The sequence below is a fragment of the Plebeiibacterium sediminum genome, assembly GCF_026013605.1.
Lineage (GTDB): Bacteria > Bacteroidota > Bacteroidia > Bacteroidales > Marinilabiliaceae > Saccharicrinis > Saccharicrinis sediminus.
The window spans coordinates 150,866-165,271 of record NZ_JAPDPJ010000001.1 but is presented as its reverse complement, the minus strand read 5'-3'; the positions used below and the strand labels follow the sequence as shown (position 1 = coordinate 165,271).

The window sequence follows — 14,406 nt, the reverse complement described above, 5'->3', positions numbered from 1 at the left end:
ATGAAATTTGTTAGAACTAGAAAAGGTTCTCAATATCAGTCCGTTTAGCGTCTGCCCATAAATCTTCGAGATTGTAGAAGCTTCTGATTGGTTTCTGAAAAATATGTACTACAACATCAACATAATCCACTAGTATCCATTCTGCGTTTTCTCTACCTTCGATATGGAATGGTTTATCATTGATTTGCTTTCTCACATAGTCTTCAACAGAATTACCAATTGCATCAACATGTGTGTTACTGTCCCCGTCACAAATAATGAAATATTGACAAATACTACCGTCAATTTCTCTCATATCTAAAATCGCAATATTTGTGCCTTTTTTTTCCTGAATACCCTCAACAATTGTATCAACCAATTGTTCAGTTGAAGTATTTTCTTGATCTATCATTAATATAATTCTCTTTTATTTAATTATTTTATTTGTATTTTTTGCTAAAGTACTAGAAAAATACAAAGATACTACTTTTTTGTTTTTACAATTAGTAACTACTTTTACGCAATAATGTTGCCGTATATTTTTTAGTGCCAAATTGTCTTGTTTAATATAAAGGTATGACAAAGAATGCTAATTTTATTGTAGATAGGTATGATAATTTACCATCTACAAATGAAAAGATGAAATCTTTAATTTCCGGAGGGCTTCCTGAATTTGCTGTAATTATTGCGAATCACCAATCTGCAGGAAAAGGGCAGAAGGGTAATACATGGGAGAGTGAGAGTGGTAAAAATCTAACTTTTAGTTTATTATTCAGACCGGATTTTATCTTAGCTCAAGATCAATTTATTATTTCTAAAATTGTTTGTTTGGGTATTTTAGATGTATTATCAATGTATTCTGGTGATTTTTCCATTAAATGGCCGAATGATATTTATTTTAGAGATTTAAAAATTGGAGGAATTTTAATTGAAAATGCACTTTATACAAATTTGATAGGGAGTTCAGTTGTAGGTATTGGCTTAAATATTAATCAGGAAATTTTTTATAGTGATGCTCCAAATCCAGTGTCTTTAAAAAATATAACAAATAAAGAATTTAATCTGGAAAATATGTTAGATGATATCTTAAATGCCATCTATGCATTATACTCAGAAGCTAAGTTAATAGGATATGACAATATAAATACGCGTTATTTAGATCGTTTATTCAGGAAAGATGGCATTCATCCGTTTAGGGATGGGCAAGGAAACTTTGAAGCCCGTATTGATGGGATATCAGAATACGGGCAATTAATCTTATCTAAAGAGAATGGTCAAAAAATGACATACTCTTTTAAAGAAGTGGAGTTCCTGATTTAATTGTTAGGATAATGGTAGTTTGCAATGGCATCCCCTAACATGTTTAAAAATTTTTTAACATGTTTGCTAACCATCATTTTCATCATAGGATTTAAATCTGCTTTGATGGTAAGTTTTATTCTTGTATCATTTTCGGCCACCTGCTTTAGTTGCACCCACAAGTAAAAGTTAAAAGGAACTTTACCATCGGTTGAATATTTAACCGTTTTAAAAGGTTCTTTCTCAATTATCTTTAAACCAGCATCACCGATACCGTCCACTTTAAATCTACATGAGTCTTCAGTACTTTGCCAATCTGTAATTTTATCCTGAGGAATTAAATTTTGGAAATTATTAAAGTTTGAAATAAAGGAAAAAACGGTTTCGTCCTTTTGGGCTGTTTTTTTTATGTCGCTTTCAAATTTTGTCATAACTAATCCATAAAAAAGCTCATAAAGATGAACATCCAAATGAGCTTACTAAATTATTTTTTTTAACTTTATTTAAACACCCCAGTTAGCTGGATCTGTTCTCCAGTTACCTAGTGTTTTAACATCATCAGCCGAAACATAACCTGTTTCAACAGCAACTTCAATTAAAGTTTGATAATTACTTAAAGTATCTATTTTAACATCTTTTGCAGTAAAGTTATCAACAGCAGTTTGGAATCCATAACTAAAGATGGCTACCATACCAAGAACTTCACATCCTGCAGTTCTTAATGCTTCAACAGCTTTTAAACTACTACCCCCGGTTGAAATTAAATCTTCAATTACAACAACCTTTTTACCAGGTTGAATGTCACCTTCTATTAGATTTTCCATACCGTGACCTTTAGGAGATGAACGAACGTAAACAAAAGGTTTATTTAATTCATCTGCAACAAGTGCTCCTTGGGCTATGGCACCAGTAGCAACACCGGCTATAACTTCTGCCTCTGGGTACAATTCATTAACAAGGGAAACAAAACTAGATTTTATATAATCCCTTACCTCAGGATATGATAAAGTTTTTCTATTATCACAATAAATTGGCGATTTCCATCCTGAAGCCCATGTAAATGGGTTTGCTGGTTGCAATTTAATTGCCTTAATTTGCAACAATTGTTTTGCTATAGTTTCTGATACTTTTTCCATGCGACAAATGTATAAAGTTTTTTTCAAGGATAGAATTGTTTTTTTAACTAACAATATTGAACGTGACTTAAATAGTAATTTTGGTGCTATTTTTAAGTATTCCAATAAAAAAGAATTAAAAGATTTTATCAATCATTTTGAGAGTAAAGATGAGATAAAAAGTGCATTTATTTATCATCATGATTTAAATGAATTGATGGAATTATTTTCAGAGTGTTTTAAGGTAATACATGCAGCAGGTGGAGTGGTGAAAAATAAAAAAGGCGAAATTCTTTTTATTCATCGATTGGGAGTATGGGATTTACCTAAAGGAAAGGCTGAAAAAGGAGAATCCATAGAAGAAACTGCTATAAGAGAAGTTGAAGAAGAATGTTCTATTACACCACTTAAAATTGTTAAACCTCTTTCTCCTACCTATCATACTTATTGGTTAAAATCAAAATTGATCTTAAAAAAGACGTTTTGGTACGAGATGTCTTTTGAAGGAGATATGCTTCCTAAACCTCAATTAGAAGAGGATATTCAGGTAGCAGAATGGAGAAGTACTGAAAAATTAGATTCTATTTATCAAAATACATATCCTAGTATACTTGAAGTGTTAAATGAAGTTATTCAATAGTAAAAGAAAGTAAAAATCATGATTTTTGTACTGATTTATGGTTAATTTCAATGCAATAGCAAGATTTTTCTTAATTTTAAGGGATTTTTTAACACAACATAATATTTTACATGACTCCTCAGGAATTTGAATTTGAAAACAGAAAGCATCAATTACGTCAGGAAGCTTCAGATAAGGAAGTTCAGCGTCTTAGGAAAGTAAATAGAAATCAATCACATAAAATTACAAAGCTTAGAAAAGCCATGTACTTTCAGATGTTCTTCTTTGTTTCCTTATTTCTGGTTTTTTTGTTAAGAGGGATAATTGTATTTACAGGTTCATCTTCAAATGAAGATTTTAAGGCTTATCAATTAAAGTATGATGACCTACAAAAAGTGAATAGTATTTTAGAGGATTCTTTAAAAGTGTATACATCCAAACTTCAGAGTGTTGTGAATCAAAATCTTGTTGAAAGAGATGAAAATGGATTGAGGTTTAGGGTACAGATAGGAGCATTTAAAGAAATTAACTTAAGAAATTATACAACAAATTTAGTTGCTATCAACCAGGAAACTTATGATAGTATCAATCAATATACGATTGGAGTTTTTAAAGATTATCAAAAGGCCAGAGTTTTTTTAGAGGATATCAAAAAAATGGGATTTAATGATTCGTTTATTATTTCTACTAAAAACGGACGACGAATTCCGATTGAGAAACTTACTGAAGAAGAATTGTATCCGAATGGAAAAGATTCTGTTAGTTTAAAGCCATTGTAGGTTTTTAGTCTAATTTCCCAGTCAATTTCCTCACTAAGTTGTATTTTGAGAAAAACTCTTTTGCTATCACTCTTATTATCGTAAAAATCGGAATAGCTAAAAACATCCCCGGCATTCCTGCAATATAACCTGCCATAATAATTACCAAAAATATTTCAAGAGGATGTGCTTTCACACTCGTTGAAAAAATCATGGGTTGAAATAGTATATTGTCAAGTAATTGTACAATAATATATAATACAATAATGGCCCCGAAAAAGATCATTAACGGAGGAGGAGTATCTGTTTGAAGATATACAACCATTGATACAATTAAACCAAAAGATGCTCCTATAATTGGCCCCAGGTAAGGGATGATATTTATGAATCCTGAGAATAAACCTATAATTAAAGCATGTCTAAATTCTAAGCCAATAATCATTAATCCAACAATAATTAATATGGATATTAATGAAATTTGAATAATAATTCCGGTAAAATATCTGCGTAATAAGCGATTAATTGACCAAAGCATGTGGTCTACTCCAACGTAATATATTTCTGGTACTACAAGTTTAATGCTTTCTAATAGCAGATCTTCTTCTTTTAACAGGAAAAACGTAATAAATGATACAGAGAATAATGCAATAAATGTACTGCCTAAAAAATCAATAAAAGAAGATAATACATCCTGTAATTTCGAGAAATTAAATACAGAACCAAAAAACTCGTTGATTTGATTTTTTATCATGAGTATGCCACTGTCTCCTATGAGAGATTCTTCAAAAGGAAGTAAAAATGATTTAGTAACATGATCAAATTTATCTATTATGGAATAGAAGTCAACTTTTGATAGAAACTGAATTTCCTCTATAATAAATGGAACTGTAAAACTCATTATTAATATAATGATAGACCATATTAATAAAACTGTTGCCAGAGCACTTAATGATTTGGATAATTTTATTTTTTTCTGAGTCTTACCTCTGAAAAAAGTGAATATTGGTCGAGCTACTAGTGAAAGAATGGCTGATAAAACAATAAAAAATACAATAGCTCTAAAATACCATAGTAAGTAAATTCCTACTATAATGGATAAAAAGCCTATGATATATTTTAAATTTTCTTTCATTTTTAGCAGCTATTCTATGGCTTCTTGAATTCGTAAATATTGGTCATTTATTGCTTCTTTATAAATGTATTAAAAAACATTTTCAACATCAATTATTACACGGTTGTATTTCTATTTATATTTTAATGCGTTAAATGGTTGTTAGACTTAAAAACATAAAAATTCAAATTATTGAATATGTTAATAATTGTTTAATATAGTTTATAGATATTGATGTTATATTAAATAATAATTCTATTTTTATAAAATTATTTATAACTAACTTTTATATAACCCCGTAAACCCCAATATATGAAAGGAGCGATTATAGGAGATATTATCGGATCAGCCTTTGTTCATGATAATAGATCTACGACTAATTTTCAACTTTTTAAACCAATTTCTTCCTTTACAGAAGATACTGTATTAACTATTGCTACTGCAGATGCTGTTATTCATAACAATGATTTCAGAGAAAGTATGAGGGCCTGGATTCAAAAGTATCCTTATGCTGGATATACTGAAAAGTTTAAACGATGGGCAATGTCTGATAGCGATATACCATTTAACAGTAAAGGTAATGGTTCAGCCAGGAGAGTAAGTTCTATAGGAATGTTGGCTGACAGTCTTGACGAAGCCTTGTTGTTAACAGAGAAGACTGCTAAAGTAACGCATAGTGACCTGGATAAGATTAATGCATCCAAAGCTGTCAGTGCTGCCATCTTTTTGGCAAAAAATGGAGAAAATAAAGCATATATTAAGGAGTATATAACAAATGAATTTGGATATAACCTTAATAAAGATGTACATGAACTCCATTTTGATGTTACCAGTCCTGATTTGGATACACCTGTTCCTGCAGCTATCACAATGTTTTTAAATTCAAACAATTATGAAGATGCTGTTCGAAAAGCTGTTTCGCTAGGCGGTCATAGTAATACTATTGGAAGTATAACAGGCGCAATTGCATATGCTTATTATAAGCATATACCCAAGAGTATTATAAAAAGAGCTTTAAATAGATTGACTCCTGAAATGGAGCGGTTTATTAATGATTTTGAAGATCAATATCTTCATTATAATGAAGAAAATAAAGAGATACTTATTTCTATTCATTAATAATAAAAAAGGGAGCATTAAGCTCCCTTTTTTTATTTCTCAATTGCTATTGAGAGTACTTCTTTTATTTCATTAACATAATGGAATTCTAATCCCTCAATATAGATATCTTTAATTTCAGAAACATCCTTTAGATTCTCCTTTGAAAGGATGATCTCTTTAATTCCAGCTCTTTTGGCTGCTAATATTTTTTCTTTGATACCTCCAACAGGTAGAACTTTACCTCTTAAAGTAATTTCTCCGGTCATAGCAATGCGTTTTTTTACTTTTTTACCAGTAAAAATTGATGCTAAAGCTGTAGCCATTGTAATACCAGCAGAAGGACCATCTTTAGGTATTGCACCTTCTGGAACGTGAACATGAATATTGTTTCCCTCGATTAATTTGTAATTAATCTTTAATTCCTTGCTATGAGATTTAATGTATTCCAGAGCTAATACTGCAGACTCTTTCATTACATCACCTAAATTACCGGTTAAAGTTAATTTTCCATTTCCTTTTGAAAGACTGGATTCCACATAAAGGATCTCTCCTCCGACGGCAGTCCATGCTAATCCGGTAACAACCCCAGGAACATGAGTGTCCTGATATTTTTCCTTTGAAAATCTTTCTACTCCAAGGTTGGCTTTGATATCATCTATTGAGATAGCCTTTTTAAACTCTTTATTAGTTGCAATTTTCAATGCATATTTACGAGCTAATTTCGCTAAAACTTTATTGAGTTCTCTAACGCCTGATTCACGGGTATAGTTTTCGATAATAAAGGTCATAGTTGTTTTTGATATAGACACTTTACTTTTTGGTACACCGTGGTTTTCAAGTTGTTTTGGCCATAAATGACGTTTTGCAATCTCGTATTTCTCTTCTAATATATAACCGCTAACCTCTATCATCTCCATTCTGTCAAGAAGAGGTTGAGAAATGGTACTTAGTGTGTTTGCTGTCGCAATGAAAATTACCTTTGACAAATCAAAATCCACTTCCAGGAAGTTATCATGGAAATTTTCATTCTGCTCCGGATCTAAAACTTCAAGTAATGCTGCAGCAGGATCGCCATGGGCACTACTTCCAATTTTATCAATCTCATCCAAAATAAAAACAGGGTTGGCACTTTCTGCTTTTTTTATGTTTTGGATTATTCTTCCAGGCATTGCGCCAATGTATGTTTTTCTGTGTCCTCGGATCTCAGCTTCGTCATGAACGCCGCCTAGTGACATTCTGGCATATTTTCTACCTAAAGCATCAGCAACAGATTTACCAAGAGAAGTTTTACCAACTCCCGGAGGTCCGTATAAACAAATGATAGGAGATTTTAAATCCCCTTTTAGTTTTAAAACAGCTAAGTGTTCGAGTATACGTTCTTTTACGCCATCCAAACCAAAGTGATCTCTGTTTAAAACATCTTCAGCTGATTCCATATCAAACTTGTCCTCAGTATATTCGTTCCAAGGAATATCTAATAATGTTTGAAGGTAATTATGCTGAACAGAGTATTCTCCTGTGGCAGGGTTTAATCGTTCAAGTTTATCTATCTCCTTGTAAAAAAGTTCGGCAACTTCCTTGCCCCATTTTTTTGTTTCAGCTTGCTCTTTCAGGTCCCTGATTTCCTGTTCGATAGGACTGGATCCCAATTCATCCTGAATGTGCTTCATTTGCTGATGAAGCATATATTCACGCTGTTGCTGATCTATATCAAGTTTTACCTTACTTTGAATGTCATTTTTTAACTCTAAAAGTTGTACCTCTCTGGCAAGAAATTCAAGTAACTTCATGCCTCTTTCTTTGAGATCATCAATTTTTAAGAGCGCCTGCTTTTCTTTTACAGAAATATCTGTGTTAGAGCATATAAAATTGATTAAGAAAGTAGAATTCTCAATGTTTTTAACAGCAAACGATGCCTCAGGAGGAATGTTTGAAGAGTTTTTAATGATGCGTAAAGAAAGATCTTTTAAAGAACTAACTAAAGCCTCATAATCTCTTGTTTTATCTTCCTCTGGTTTGATATCAGTAAGTTGCTTTACTTTTGCCTTAAAGTAAGGTTCTGATTCAACAACTTCTTCTACCTCAAACCTGGTTTTACCTTGTATAATTGCAGAAGTAGAACCATCCGGCATTTCAAGTAACTTAATTACTTTTGCTATGGTTCCAACCTGGTATAAATCTTCTACTTTAGGATCTTCAACGTCAGCTTCCATTTGAGCTAAAGCTCCAAATAAACCACCGTTTCGCTGAACTTCACGAACCAGCTTTAGAGATTTATCACGTCCTAACGAAATGGGTACAATTACGCCAGGGAATAATACAGTATTTCTTAGTGGTAAAATAGGTAGTAGCTCAGGTAAATCAACTTCTGTAATGTCAGATTCATCTTCATCCGAAACTATCGGAATGAATTCAGCTTCTGATTCGTATTCGTCACTCAGGCCTGCCTGATTTATAGAGATTTTATAATTATCCATATCTTTTTTTCTATCAAGAAAATTGTCAAATTGTCACTTGTTGTGTAAAATATTCTTGAATTGTTAGTAAGGCAATTGGTGTGCCAAAAAATATTTTAGCGTATTGTGGTAGACTTGATAACTGCACGGAATGATTACTATGGGATAAAAAAAAAGCTTCGGTATATCCGAAGCTTTTATAAGACTAAGCGTCTAAGCTTATTTTTTTTTGCTATCCATGTGTTTTTGATATCTGCTTCTAAACTTATCAACACGTCCTGCAGTATCAACAAGTTTCATCTTACCTGTATAAAAAGGGTGAGATGTATTAGAGATTTCAAGTTTCACTAACGGATACTCTACTCCGTCTATCTCAATTGTATCTTTGGTATTTACAGTTGAACGAGAGATGAAAGTCTCTTCGTTTGACATATCTTTGAAAGCTACCAAGCGATAATTATCCGGATGAATTTCCTTTTTCATGTTCTTACCTCTTTAATATTCAAATTTCTTAACGGACTGCAAAGGTAAATATTAAAATTTAACCTGCAAAAGAAATTTTATTTATTTGCCTAATATTTAATTCATTTGTAATAATAATCACTAATTATTTGATTTGTTTTCCATTTTGGCTTTTTCTTTCGTATCTGTTGGTATGTAACCAGCTCTAATATTTTTGCGTTTTGATGGGTCGAATATCAATCGGTATGTAATATGTTTTTTTGAAAATTCAGCACCCATTGAATCCTGCAATGTTCTCATTTTGGGATTGAAGTCACCTACCCAGCTTAACTCCATTTCATTAAACCAGTCTCGTTTGTAAACCGGTGTTCTAAGGTTATAGAATAATCCTGATTCGATTCCTGATTTTTGGAATTTTGGTTTAACACCCAAAACCACAACTCTTAGGCGGGTCATTACCTTTTTGTGCTTTAGCCAAACAAATCTTAGTTTATTCAACAGGTTTAATTTACCATTAAAATATTTGAAGATTTGATTCACATCAGGGTATAATAATATAAAACCAATAGGTTCGTCATTGTGATAGGCAAACCATAATAGTTCTTCAATAGCAATTGGCTTTGCTTGTAAAAATATTGGTTTTACTTTTTCCGGAACCATTGTTGTGAAATTTTCATGGAACTTCCATGCTTCATTATATATTTCACAAAAATCGTCAATAAACTTATCAAATTCTGACCATTTAAAATGCTTGAAATTATAATCGGGCTTTTTTCCTACCCATTCTGCAATTTTCCAGAACCTTTCAGGAAATGGCTTTTTTAAATCAAGTCGATTGGTAACCTGTTCAAAGTAAGTTTGAAAACCGTACGCTTCAAAAAAGGTTTTGTAATAAGGAGGATTGTATTGCATTCCGTATGCCGGTTCTGTAAATCCTTCCACAAGTAGCCCCCAGAAACTTTCGTTTTCGCCAAAGTTAATAGGACCATCTGCAGCTTCCATACCTTTATCCTTAAGCCATTCAACGGCTTTATCAAATAATGTAAAAGCAGCTTTTTGATCATGAATACATTCAAAAAAACCAACTCCACCAGTAGGTTGATCGAATCCGTAGGCCTTTTTTTCATTGATGAATGCTGCTATTCTTCCAATTGTATTTTTATTATCATCAATTAAAATGTATCGTATAGCAGTACCATGATTGAAAAAAGGATTTGATTGAGGTGAAAAAATGTGTTCTATGTCTTTATCAAGTGGTCTTATATATGCTTTGTCGTTGGTGTATATTGAATTTACAACATTGACAAATTCTTTTTGATGTGCTTTATTCTTTACCTCTACTACTTCCATACTTATGTTACTTTTTATCTGTATCAATGTAATTATACAATGTAAAGCTATAAAAAATGCAGGCGAATAGAAGTGTTTGGTTAAAAGAAAGCCGTTATTTATGAATAAATATGGCTCGGGCGGAAAAAATCACCTTAAAAATTAAACCATTCATTATAATCCATGGGCGTATTTATATGGATATTTTTATGATGGTATTCATTTTTTAAAGCATTGTACTCATAATCCTTTTGCCATTTTGTTGCATTTGTGGCAACTTGATTTATAGCATCAATAATATAATCAATTTCTTTATTAGTTGTTGTTGGATGAATGGATAAACGAACCCATCCTGGTTTTTCGGATAAATCTCCCTTGTTTATCTTACTTGTTATTTTATTGGATGTGTAATAATCAACATGTAAAAGATAATGTCCGTATGTTCCGGCGCAACTGCATCCTCCTCTGACTTGTATTCCAAAATAATCATTTAATAAACGAACTACTAAATTAAAGTGGATGTTATCGAGGTAAAATGAAATAGCTCCAAGACGATCATCAACATTATCTGCTAGAATATTCATACCCGGAATTTTTCTGAGCGCTGATAAAATTTTAGAAACTTGCTCTTTTTCACGCTCTCTGATTTTTTGTGGATCCATTTGTTCCTTAAGTTTGATGCAGAGTGCTGCTTTGATTGACTGGAGAAAACCAGGAGTTCCTCCATCTTCTCGTGCTTCAATATCATCAATGTACCTGTATTTACCCCATCTGTTGGTCCAGTCAACAGTGCCTCCTCCCGAATTGTCAGGAGCATGGTTGTGATATATGGAATTATTGAATACGATCACACCACTACTACCGGGACCACCCAAAAATTTGTGGGGTGAGAAAAATATGGCATCTAAACTTTCCAAAGGATTTTCAGGATGCATGTTGATGTTTACATAAGGAGCTGATGCCGCAAAGTCAATAAAACAAAAGCCACCGTTCATATGCATTATTTTTGCCAGCTCGTAATATGGGGTTTCAATCCCGGTAACATTTGAGCAGGCAGAAAATGATCCGATTTTTAAGGTGCGATTTTTATATTTTTCAATCTCTTTTTTTAGAGATTCCGGGTTTACCAGTAAATCATCAGTTGGTTCAAGAACAACCACATCAGCATTTGACTCCAGCCAGGAGGTGTGGTTAGAGTGGTGTTCCATATGTGTAATAAATACAACAGGTTTATGTTCCGGAGGAATGTGATAATATCTTTGAGCCTGCTCCGGAACTCTCATACCTAAAATTCGCTGTAATTTGTTTACAACAGATGTCATTCCTGTTCCTGCAGTAATGATGATGTCATCTTTATCTGCATTAACATGGTCTTTGATAATTTGATGTGATTGTTTGTAGATATTTGTCATGATCATTCCGGTGTCGCTTGACTCGGAATGCGTATTAGCCACCATTGGGCCAATTTTATTTTTTAAAATATCTTCTATTGGTCCATAAAGTCTACCACTGGCAATCCAATCGGCATAAACCAAAGGTTTTTCACCCATAGGAGTTTCAATTGTAGCGTCGAACCCAATAGTATTTATCCTGAATTTGTTAAAGTGTTGTTCTAACATGAAATACAAGTTTGTAGGATCACTTATAATCAGGATAAATATAAATATTGGAGCTCAAAAAAATAGTGACAAATATTACTAAAGGGATTTATTTCTCTTTTAGGAATGTAATTTCTGTTTTTACGTCTTCAGTTAACCATGGAGCAATATGGTTTGATTCTAATTCGTCAATCATGTTTTCCACTTTGTTAAGATAAGTTTCTGAATATCTGCAAAGCTGACGTAAAAAACGCCCTTTAACTCTTAACATAAACGGACTGTTGTTTTGTAAATCTGATGTTATTTGATTTATAAGTTGCTCAATTTCCAGATCAGTTAATTGCTTACCTCTTTGTAAAAAAGTTGCAAATGCTACCCACGCAGCAGCCTTTTGAAAATTATCGTTTGATTGTAGCATTTTATTACAAGTGCTATTTATATGATCTAATTTCCAAAGGGTATTTGTTCCAAGTTGTTCAGCCATTTCATTGGTTGGTATGTTTTCCAGCCATTCTTGTATTACGTTTGTAGTATCTTTTTGAGGATCAATAATTAAAGTAGCCAAAATCATTGTTTCTCTAATCTCTCTCAACCAAAGTCTGTTTGCCAGTTCGTTGTTTCCCTTGAATTTGTTGGATAGTTGTCGAAGCCATAAAATACTTGCGCCGTAATTTAGTTTATATTCCAACCCTTTTTGTTTCATTTGATGAGAAACATCACCATCCATTAGTTTATTTAGCGACTTTAAAATAGAATCAATTTGTTCGCTGTTGCTATCCTGTAAAAAAAACTTCATCGTTTTTATTTTTGTAACGTATTTTAAAACAGCTATTAAGCTATTTTGTGATAATTTTTTTAAACTTTTTTTATTGAAAAGTATTGCAAATGTAGTTTTTTTAATGTTATCTTTGCATCGCTTTTAGCAGAAATGGTGGTTGTAGCTCAGTTGGTTAGAGCGCCGGATTGTGGTTCCGGAGGTCGCCGGTTCGAGACCGGTCTTCCACCCAAAATAAAGGGTAAGTGTCTAATAAAATGATACTTACCCTTTTTATTTAACATCCTGACACGGTTTTGACACGGTTTTTATACTCATAGAGACCTCTGTATCCCTTTATTTTACTGGCTTTCTAACTGACACGTTTTTATAAAATTTAAAATCGATGTTAAATAGAAATAAATACCCCTACAAACTTGCTGTTTTAAAAGACAGAAAAGGTGACATGAACAAACGTTGGTACATTACTTTTGGTGTATTTAATGTATCAAAAAATTGTATTCAAACTAAATATGATTATGAAGTAAATAAACAACCGGATGCTTCATCCAGAAGAAGGTTTGCACGAAATTTTATTAAAGAAATTAATGCAATGCTAGAGGAAGGTTATGTTGTAGGAGTAGAGCAGCCAAAAGAACATAAGGTGCCAACTTTAAATGATGCCGTATATAATCTACTGGAGATAAAAAAGAGCGAGTATAGTAAGGCTACATATAATAGCTATAATAGTAAGGTATCTATTTTTTTAGAATGGATACAAAACACTTATCACCATACTTTACTTTTAACCGAAGTTACAAAGAGGGATGTTACCAATTATCTTGATGAAAAAGCCAAAGATGGTAAAAGTCCGACAACATTAAATAATTATAGAGAGGCTTTGTGTGCTGTTTTTAACGATTTGATGGAGCGTGAGGAATGTTTAACTGAGAATCCATTTTCTGGTATAAAGAAACGAAAGGAAGTTGTATCTCATCGTAATATCGCATATCGTGGTGAGGAAAAGAAAACTTTAATTAATACAATTAAGGTTTTAGATAATGAACTTTATTTATTTGTTCAGTTTATTTATTACACTTTTATGCGCCCAAATGAAATACGACAATTACAAGTTTATAATATTCAGCTTGAAGATAACCGAATTTTCATTGATGGGCGCAAGAGTAAAAATAAAAAGGATGCATTTGTAACGATACCTCCATCTTTTAAACCTGCATTAAATGAACTGCTAAAAGGCAAAACCTCAAACAGTTTTTTATTCCCCGGAAAAACTGCTCAAATGGTTAGTAAAAATACCATGAGCGACCGACATAGAAAGATTTTAAAACGTTTTGAATTTTTGGGTGAACACACACTGTATAGTTGGAAACATACTGGTGTGGTTGATGCTTATCGATCGGGGGTTGATATTAAAAGCCTGCAGTTACAATTAAGGCATTACAGTTTAGAAGAAACGGATACTTACCTAAAAAGCTTAGGTTTGTATATTAACAAGGCTATTTTAACTAAGATGCCCAGTATTATCTAAGGCTTTTAAAAGGTGTAGTAACTTTTTTAACCGCCTCTTATCCCTCGGAGAAATAACAAAATCGTTACCATTAGTTTTAATTAATTTTTGCACCTCTTTAAATGTGCAGGATACAACACACATTACTAAATTGTTCATGAAAATAAATTATAAGGATTAATGCTAAAACCCCACCAAAAATGGTGGGGCATATTCAATCCCATTCTCATAAACCTAACTCTATGGCTTGTGTTGTATAAGTTGATCGTTGTAACTAATAAGTAAATCCTACAAAAA

14 protein-coding genes and 1 tRNA gene are annotated in these 14,406 nt (G+C 32.4%); 6 read left to right on the top strand and 9 right to left on the bottom strand.

What is annotated here, in order from left to right; all coding sequences use genetic code 11:
• Positions 1–16: 16 nt before the first annotated feature.
• Entirely contained in the window at positions 17–391 is a 375-nt protein-coding gene (rsfS, locus tag OM075_RS00730; RefSeq protein WP_301188535.1) for a ribosome silencing factor, read from the bottom strand.
• A 164-nt stretch (positions 392–555) separates the two neighbouring features.
• On the opposite strand from rsfS, the gene OM075_RS00725 reads away from it, so the two are divergent.
• Complete coding sequence (locus OM075_RS00725; protein WP_301188534.1) at positions 556–1,299, top strand: biotin--[acetyl-CoA-carboxylase] ligase; 744 nt, start codon at positions 556–558, stop codon at positions 1,297–1,299.
• Here the strand turns inward: OM075_RS00725 and OM075_RS00720 are convergent.
• Positions 1,296–1,709 carry an SRPBCC family protein gene (locus OM075_RS00720; RefSeq protein WP_301188533.1) on the bottom strand — a complete coding sequence of 138 codons (414 nt, stop codon included), beginning with the start codon at positions 1,707–1,709 and terminating at the stop codon, positions 1,296–1,298. The two genes, OM075_RS00725 and OM075_RS00720, sit on opposite strands and share 4 nt — an antisense overlap.
• A 72-nt stretch (positions 1,710–1,781) precedes the next feature.
• Positions 1,782–2,414: an orotate phosphoribosyltransferase gene (pyrE, locus tag OM075_RS00715; protein WP_301188532.1), complete on the bottom strand. Its 633-nt coding sequence runs from the start codon at positions 2,412–2,414 to the stop codon at positions 1,782–1,784.
• Between pyrE and OM075_RS00710 the strand changes: the two genes are divergently transcribed.
• Together OM075_RS00710 and OM075_RS00705 are read left to right on the top strand one after the other, a co-directional pair.
• Entirely contained in the window at positions 2,413–3,033 is a 621-nt protein-coding gene (locus OM075_RS00710; protein ID WP_301188531.1) for an NUDIX hydrolase, read from the top strand. The genes pyrE and OM075_RS00710 overlap by 2 nt on opposite strands.
• Before the next feature lie 110 nt (positions 3,034–3,143).
• The gene (locus OM075_RS00705) at positions 3,144–3,791 is read left to right on the top strand and encodes an SPOR domain-containing protein (protein WP_301188530.1); all 648 of its coding nucleotides are present in this window, start codon (positions 3,144–3,146) and stop codon (positions 3,789–3,791) included.
• 4 nt (positions 3,792–3,795) lie between these two features.
• Here the strand turns inward: OM075_RS00705 and OM075_RS00700 are convergent, their stop codons facing one another.
• The gene (locus OM075_RS00700) at positions 3,796–4,902 is read right to left on the bottom strand and encodes an AI-2E family transporter (protein WP_301188529.1); all 1,107 of its coding nucleotides are present in this window, start codon (positions 4,900–4,902) and stop codon (positions 3,796–3,798) included.
• A gap of 291 nt (positions 4,903–5,193) precedes the next feature.
• Here OM075_RS00700 and OM075_RS00695 point away from each other — a divergent pair, with 291 nt between their 5' ends.
• The gene (locus tag OM075_RS00695) at positions 5,194–6,000 is read left to right on the top strand and encodes an ADP-ribosylglycohydrolase family protein (protein ID WP_301188528.1); all 807 of its coding nucleotides are present in this window, start codon (positions 5,194–5,196) and stop codon (positions 5,998–6,000) included.
• 32 nt (positions 6,001–6,032) lie between these two features.
• Here OM075_RS00695 and lon read toward each other — a convergent pair whose 3' ends face one another.
• From lon to OM075_RS00670, 5 genes are all read right to left on the bottom strand, one after another.
• A complete protein-coding gene (gene lon / locus OM075_RS00690) occupies positions 6,033–8,459 on the bottom strand; it encodes an endopeptidase La (RefSeq protein WP_301188527.1) in 2,427 nt (808 codons plus the stop codon).
• 198 nt (positions 8,460–8,657) lie between these two features.
• Positions 8,658–8,921, bottom strand: coding sequence for a type B 50S ribosomal protein L31 (locus OM075_RS00685; protein WP_301188526.1), 264 nt, complete (start codon positions 8,919–8,921; stop codon positions 8,658–8,660).
• 120 nt (positions 8,922–9,041) lie between these two features.
• Positions 9,042–10,250 carry a GNAT family N-acetyltransferase gene (locus OM075_RS00680; protein WP_301188525.1) on the bottom strand — a complete coding sequence of 403 codons (1,209 nt, stop codon included), beginning with the start codon at positions 10,248–10,250 and terminating at the stop codon, positions 9,042–9,044.
• Between the two features lie 134 nt (positions 10,251–10,384).
• Positions 10,385–11,848 (bottom strand): aminotransferase class V-fold PLP-dependent enzyme, encoded by a 1,464-nt coding sequence (locus OM075_RS00675; protein ID WP_301188524.1) that lies wholly within the window; start codon positions 11,846–11,848, stop codon positions 10,385–10,387.
• 88 nt (positions 11,849–11,936) lie between these two features.
• Positions 11,937–12,623 (bottom strand): DNA alkylation repair protein, encoded by a 687-nt coding sequence (locus tag OM075_RS00670; RefSeq protein WP_301188523.1) that lies wholly within the window; start codon positions 12,621–12,623, stop codon positions 11,937–11,939.
• Positions 12,624–12,757: 134 nt separating this feature from the next.
• Between OM075_RS00670 and OM075_RS00665 the strand changes: the two genes are divergently transcribed.
• Together OM075_RS00665 and OM075_RS00660 are read left to right on the top strand one after the other, a co-directional pair.
• Positions 12,758–12,833 (top strand) — tRNA-His (locus OM075_RS00665).
• A gap of 154 nt (positions 12,834–12,987) precedes the next feature.
• Positions 12,988–14,130 carry a tyrosine-type recombinase/integrase gene (locus OM075_RS00660; protein ID WP_301188522.1) on the top strand — a complete coding sequence of 381 codons (1,143 nt, stop codon included), beginning with the start codon at positions 12,988–12,990 and terminating at the stop codon, positions 14,128–14,130.
• Positions 14,131–14,406 lie beyond the last annotated feature (276 nt).

Bases quoted from the DNA above. Each gene is read 5' to 3' on its own strand.
- OM075_RS00710 (WP_301188531.1), top strand. From the start codon at position 2,413: ATGCGACAAATGTATAAAGTTTTTTTCAAGGATAGAATTGTTTTTTTA.
- OM075_RS00675 (WP_301188524.1), bottom strand. From the start codon at position 11,848: ATGTTAGAACAACACTTTAACAAATTCAGGATAAATACTATTGGGTTC.
- OM075_RS00720 (WP_301188533.1), bottom strand. From the start codon at position 1,709: ATGACAAAATTTGAAAGCGACATAAAAAAAACAGCCCAAAAGGACGAA.
- OM075_RS00670 (WP_301188523.1), bottom strand. From the start codon at position 12,623: ATGAAGTTTTTTTTACAGGATAGCAACAGCGAACAAATTGATTCTATT.
- pyrE (WP_301188532.1), bottom strand. From the start codon at position 2,414: ATGGAAAAAGTATCAGAAACTATAGCAAAACAATTGTTGCAAATTAAG.
- OM075_RS00705 (WP_301188530.1), top strand. From the start codon at position 3,144: ATGACTCCTCAGGAATTTGAATTTGAAAACAGAAAGCATCAATTACGT.
- OM075_RS00700 (WP_301188529.1), bottom strand. From the start codon at position 4,902: ATGAAAGAAAATTTAAAATATATCATAGGCTTTTTATCCATTATAGTA.
- lon (WP_301188527.1), bottom strand. From the start codon at position 8,459: ATGGATAATTATAAAATCTCTATAAATCAGGCAGGCCTGAGTGACGAA.
- rsfS (WP_301188535.1), bottom strand. From the start codon at position 391: ATGATAGATCAAGAAAATACTTCAACTGAACAATTGGTTGATACAATT.
- OM075_RS00725 (WP_301188534.1), top strand. From the start codon at position 556: ATGACAAAGAATGCTAATTTTATTGTAGATAGGTATGATAATTTACCA.
- OM075_RS00685 (WP_301188526.1), bottom strand. From the start codon at position 8,921: ATGAAAAAGGAAATTCATCCGGATAATTATCGCTTGGTAGCTTTCAAA.
- OM075_RS00695 (WP_301188528.1), top strand. From the start codon at position 5,194: ATGAAAGGAGCGATTATAGGAGATATTATCGGATCAGCCTTTGTTCAT.
- OM075_RS00660 (WP_301188522.1), top strand. From the start codon at position 12,988: ATGTTAAATAGAAATAAATACCCCTACAAACTTGCTGTTTTAAAAGAC.
- OM075_RS00680 (WP_301188525.1), bottom strand. From the start codon at position 10,250: ATGGAAGTAGTAGAGGTAAAGAATAAAGCACATCAAAAAGAATTTGTC.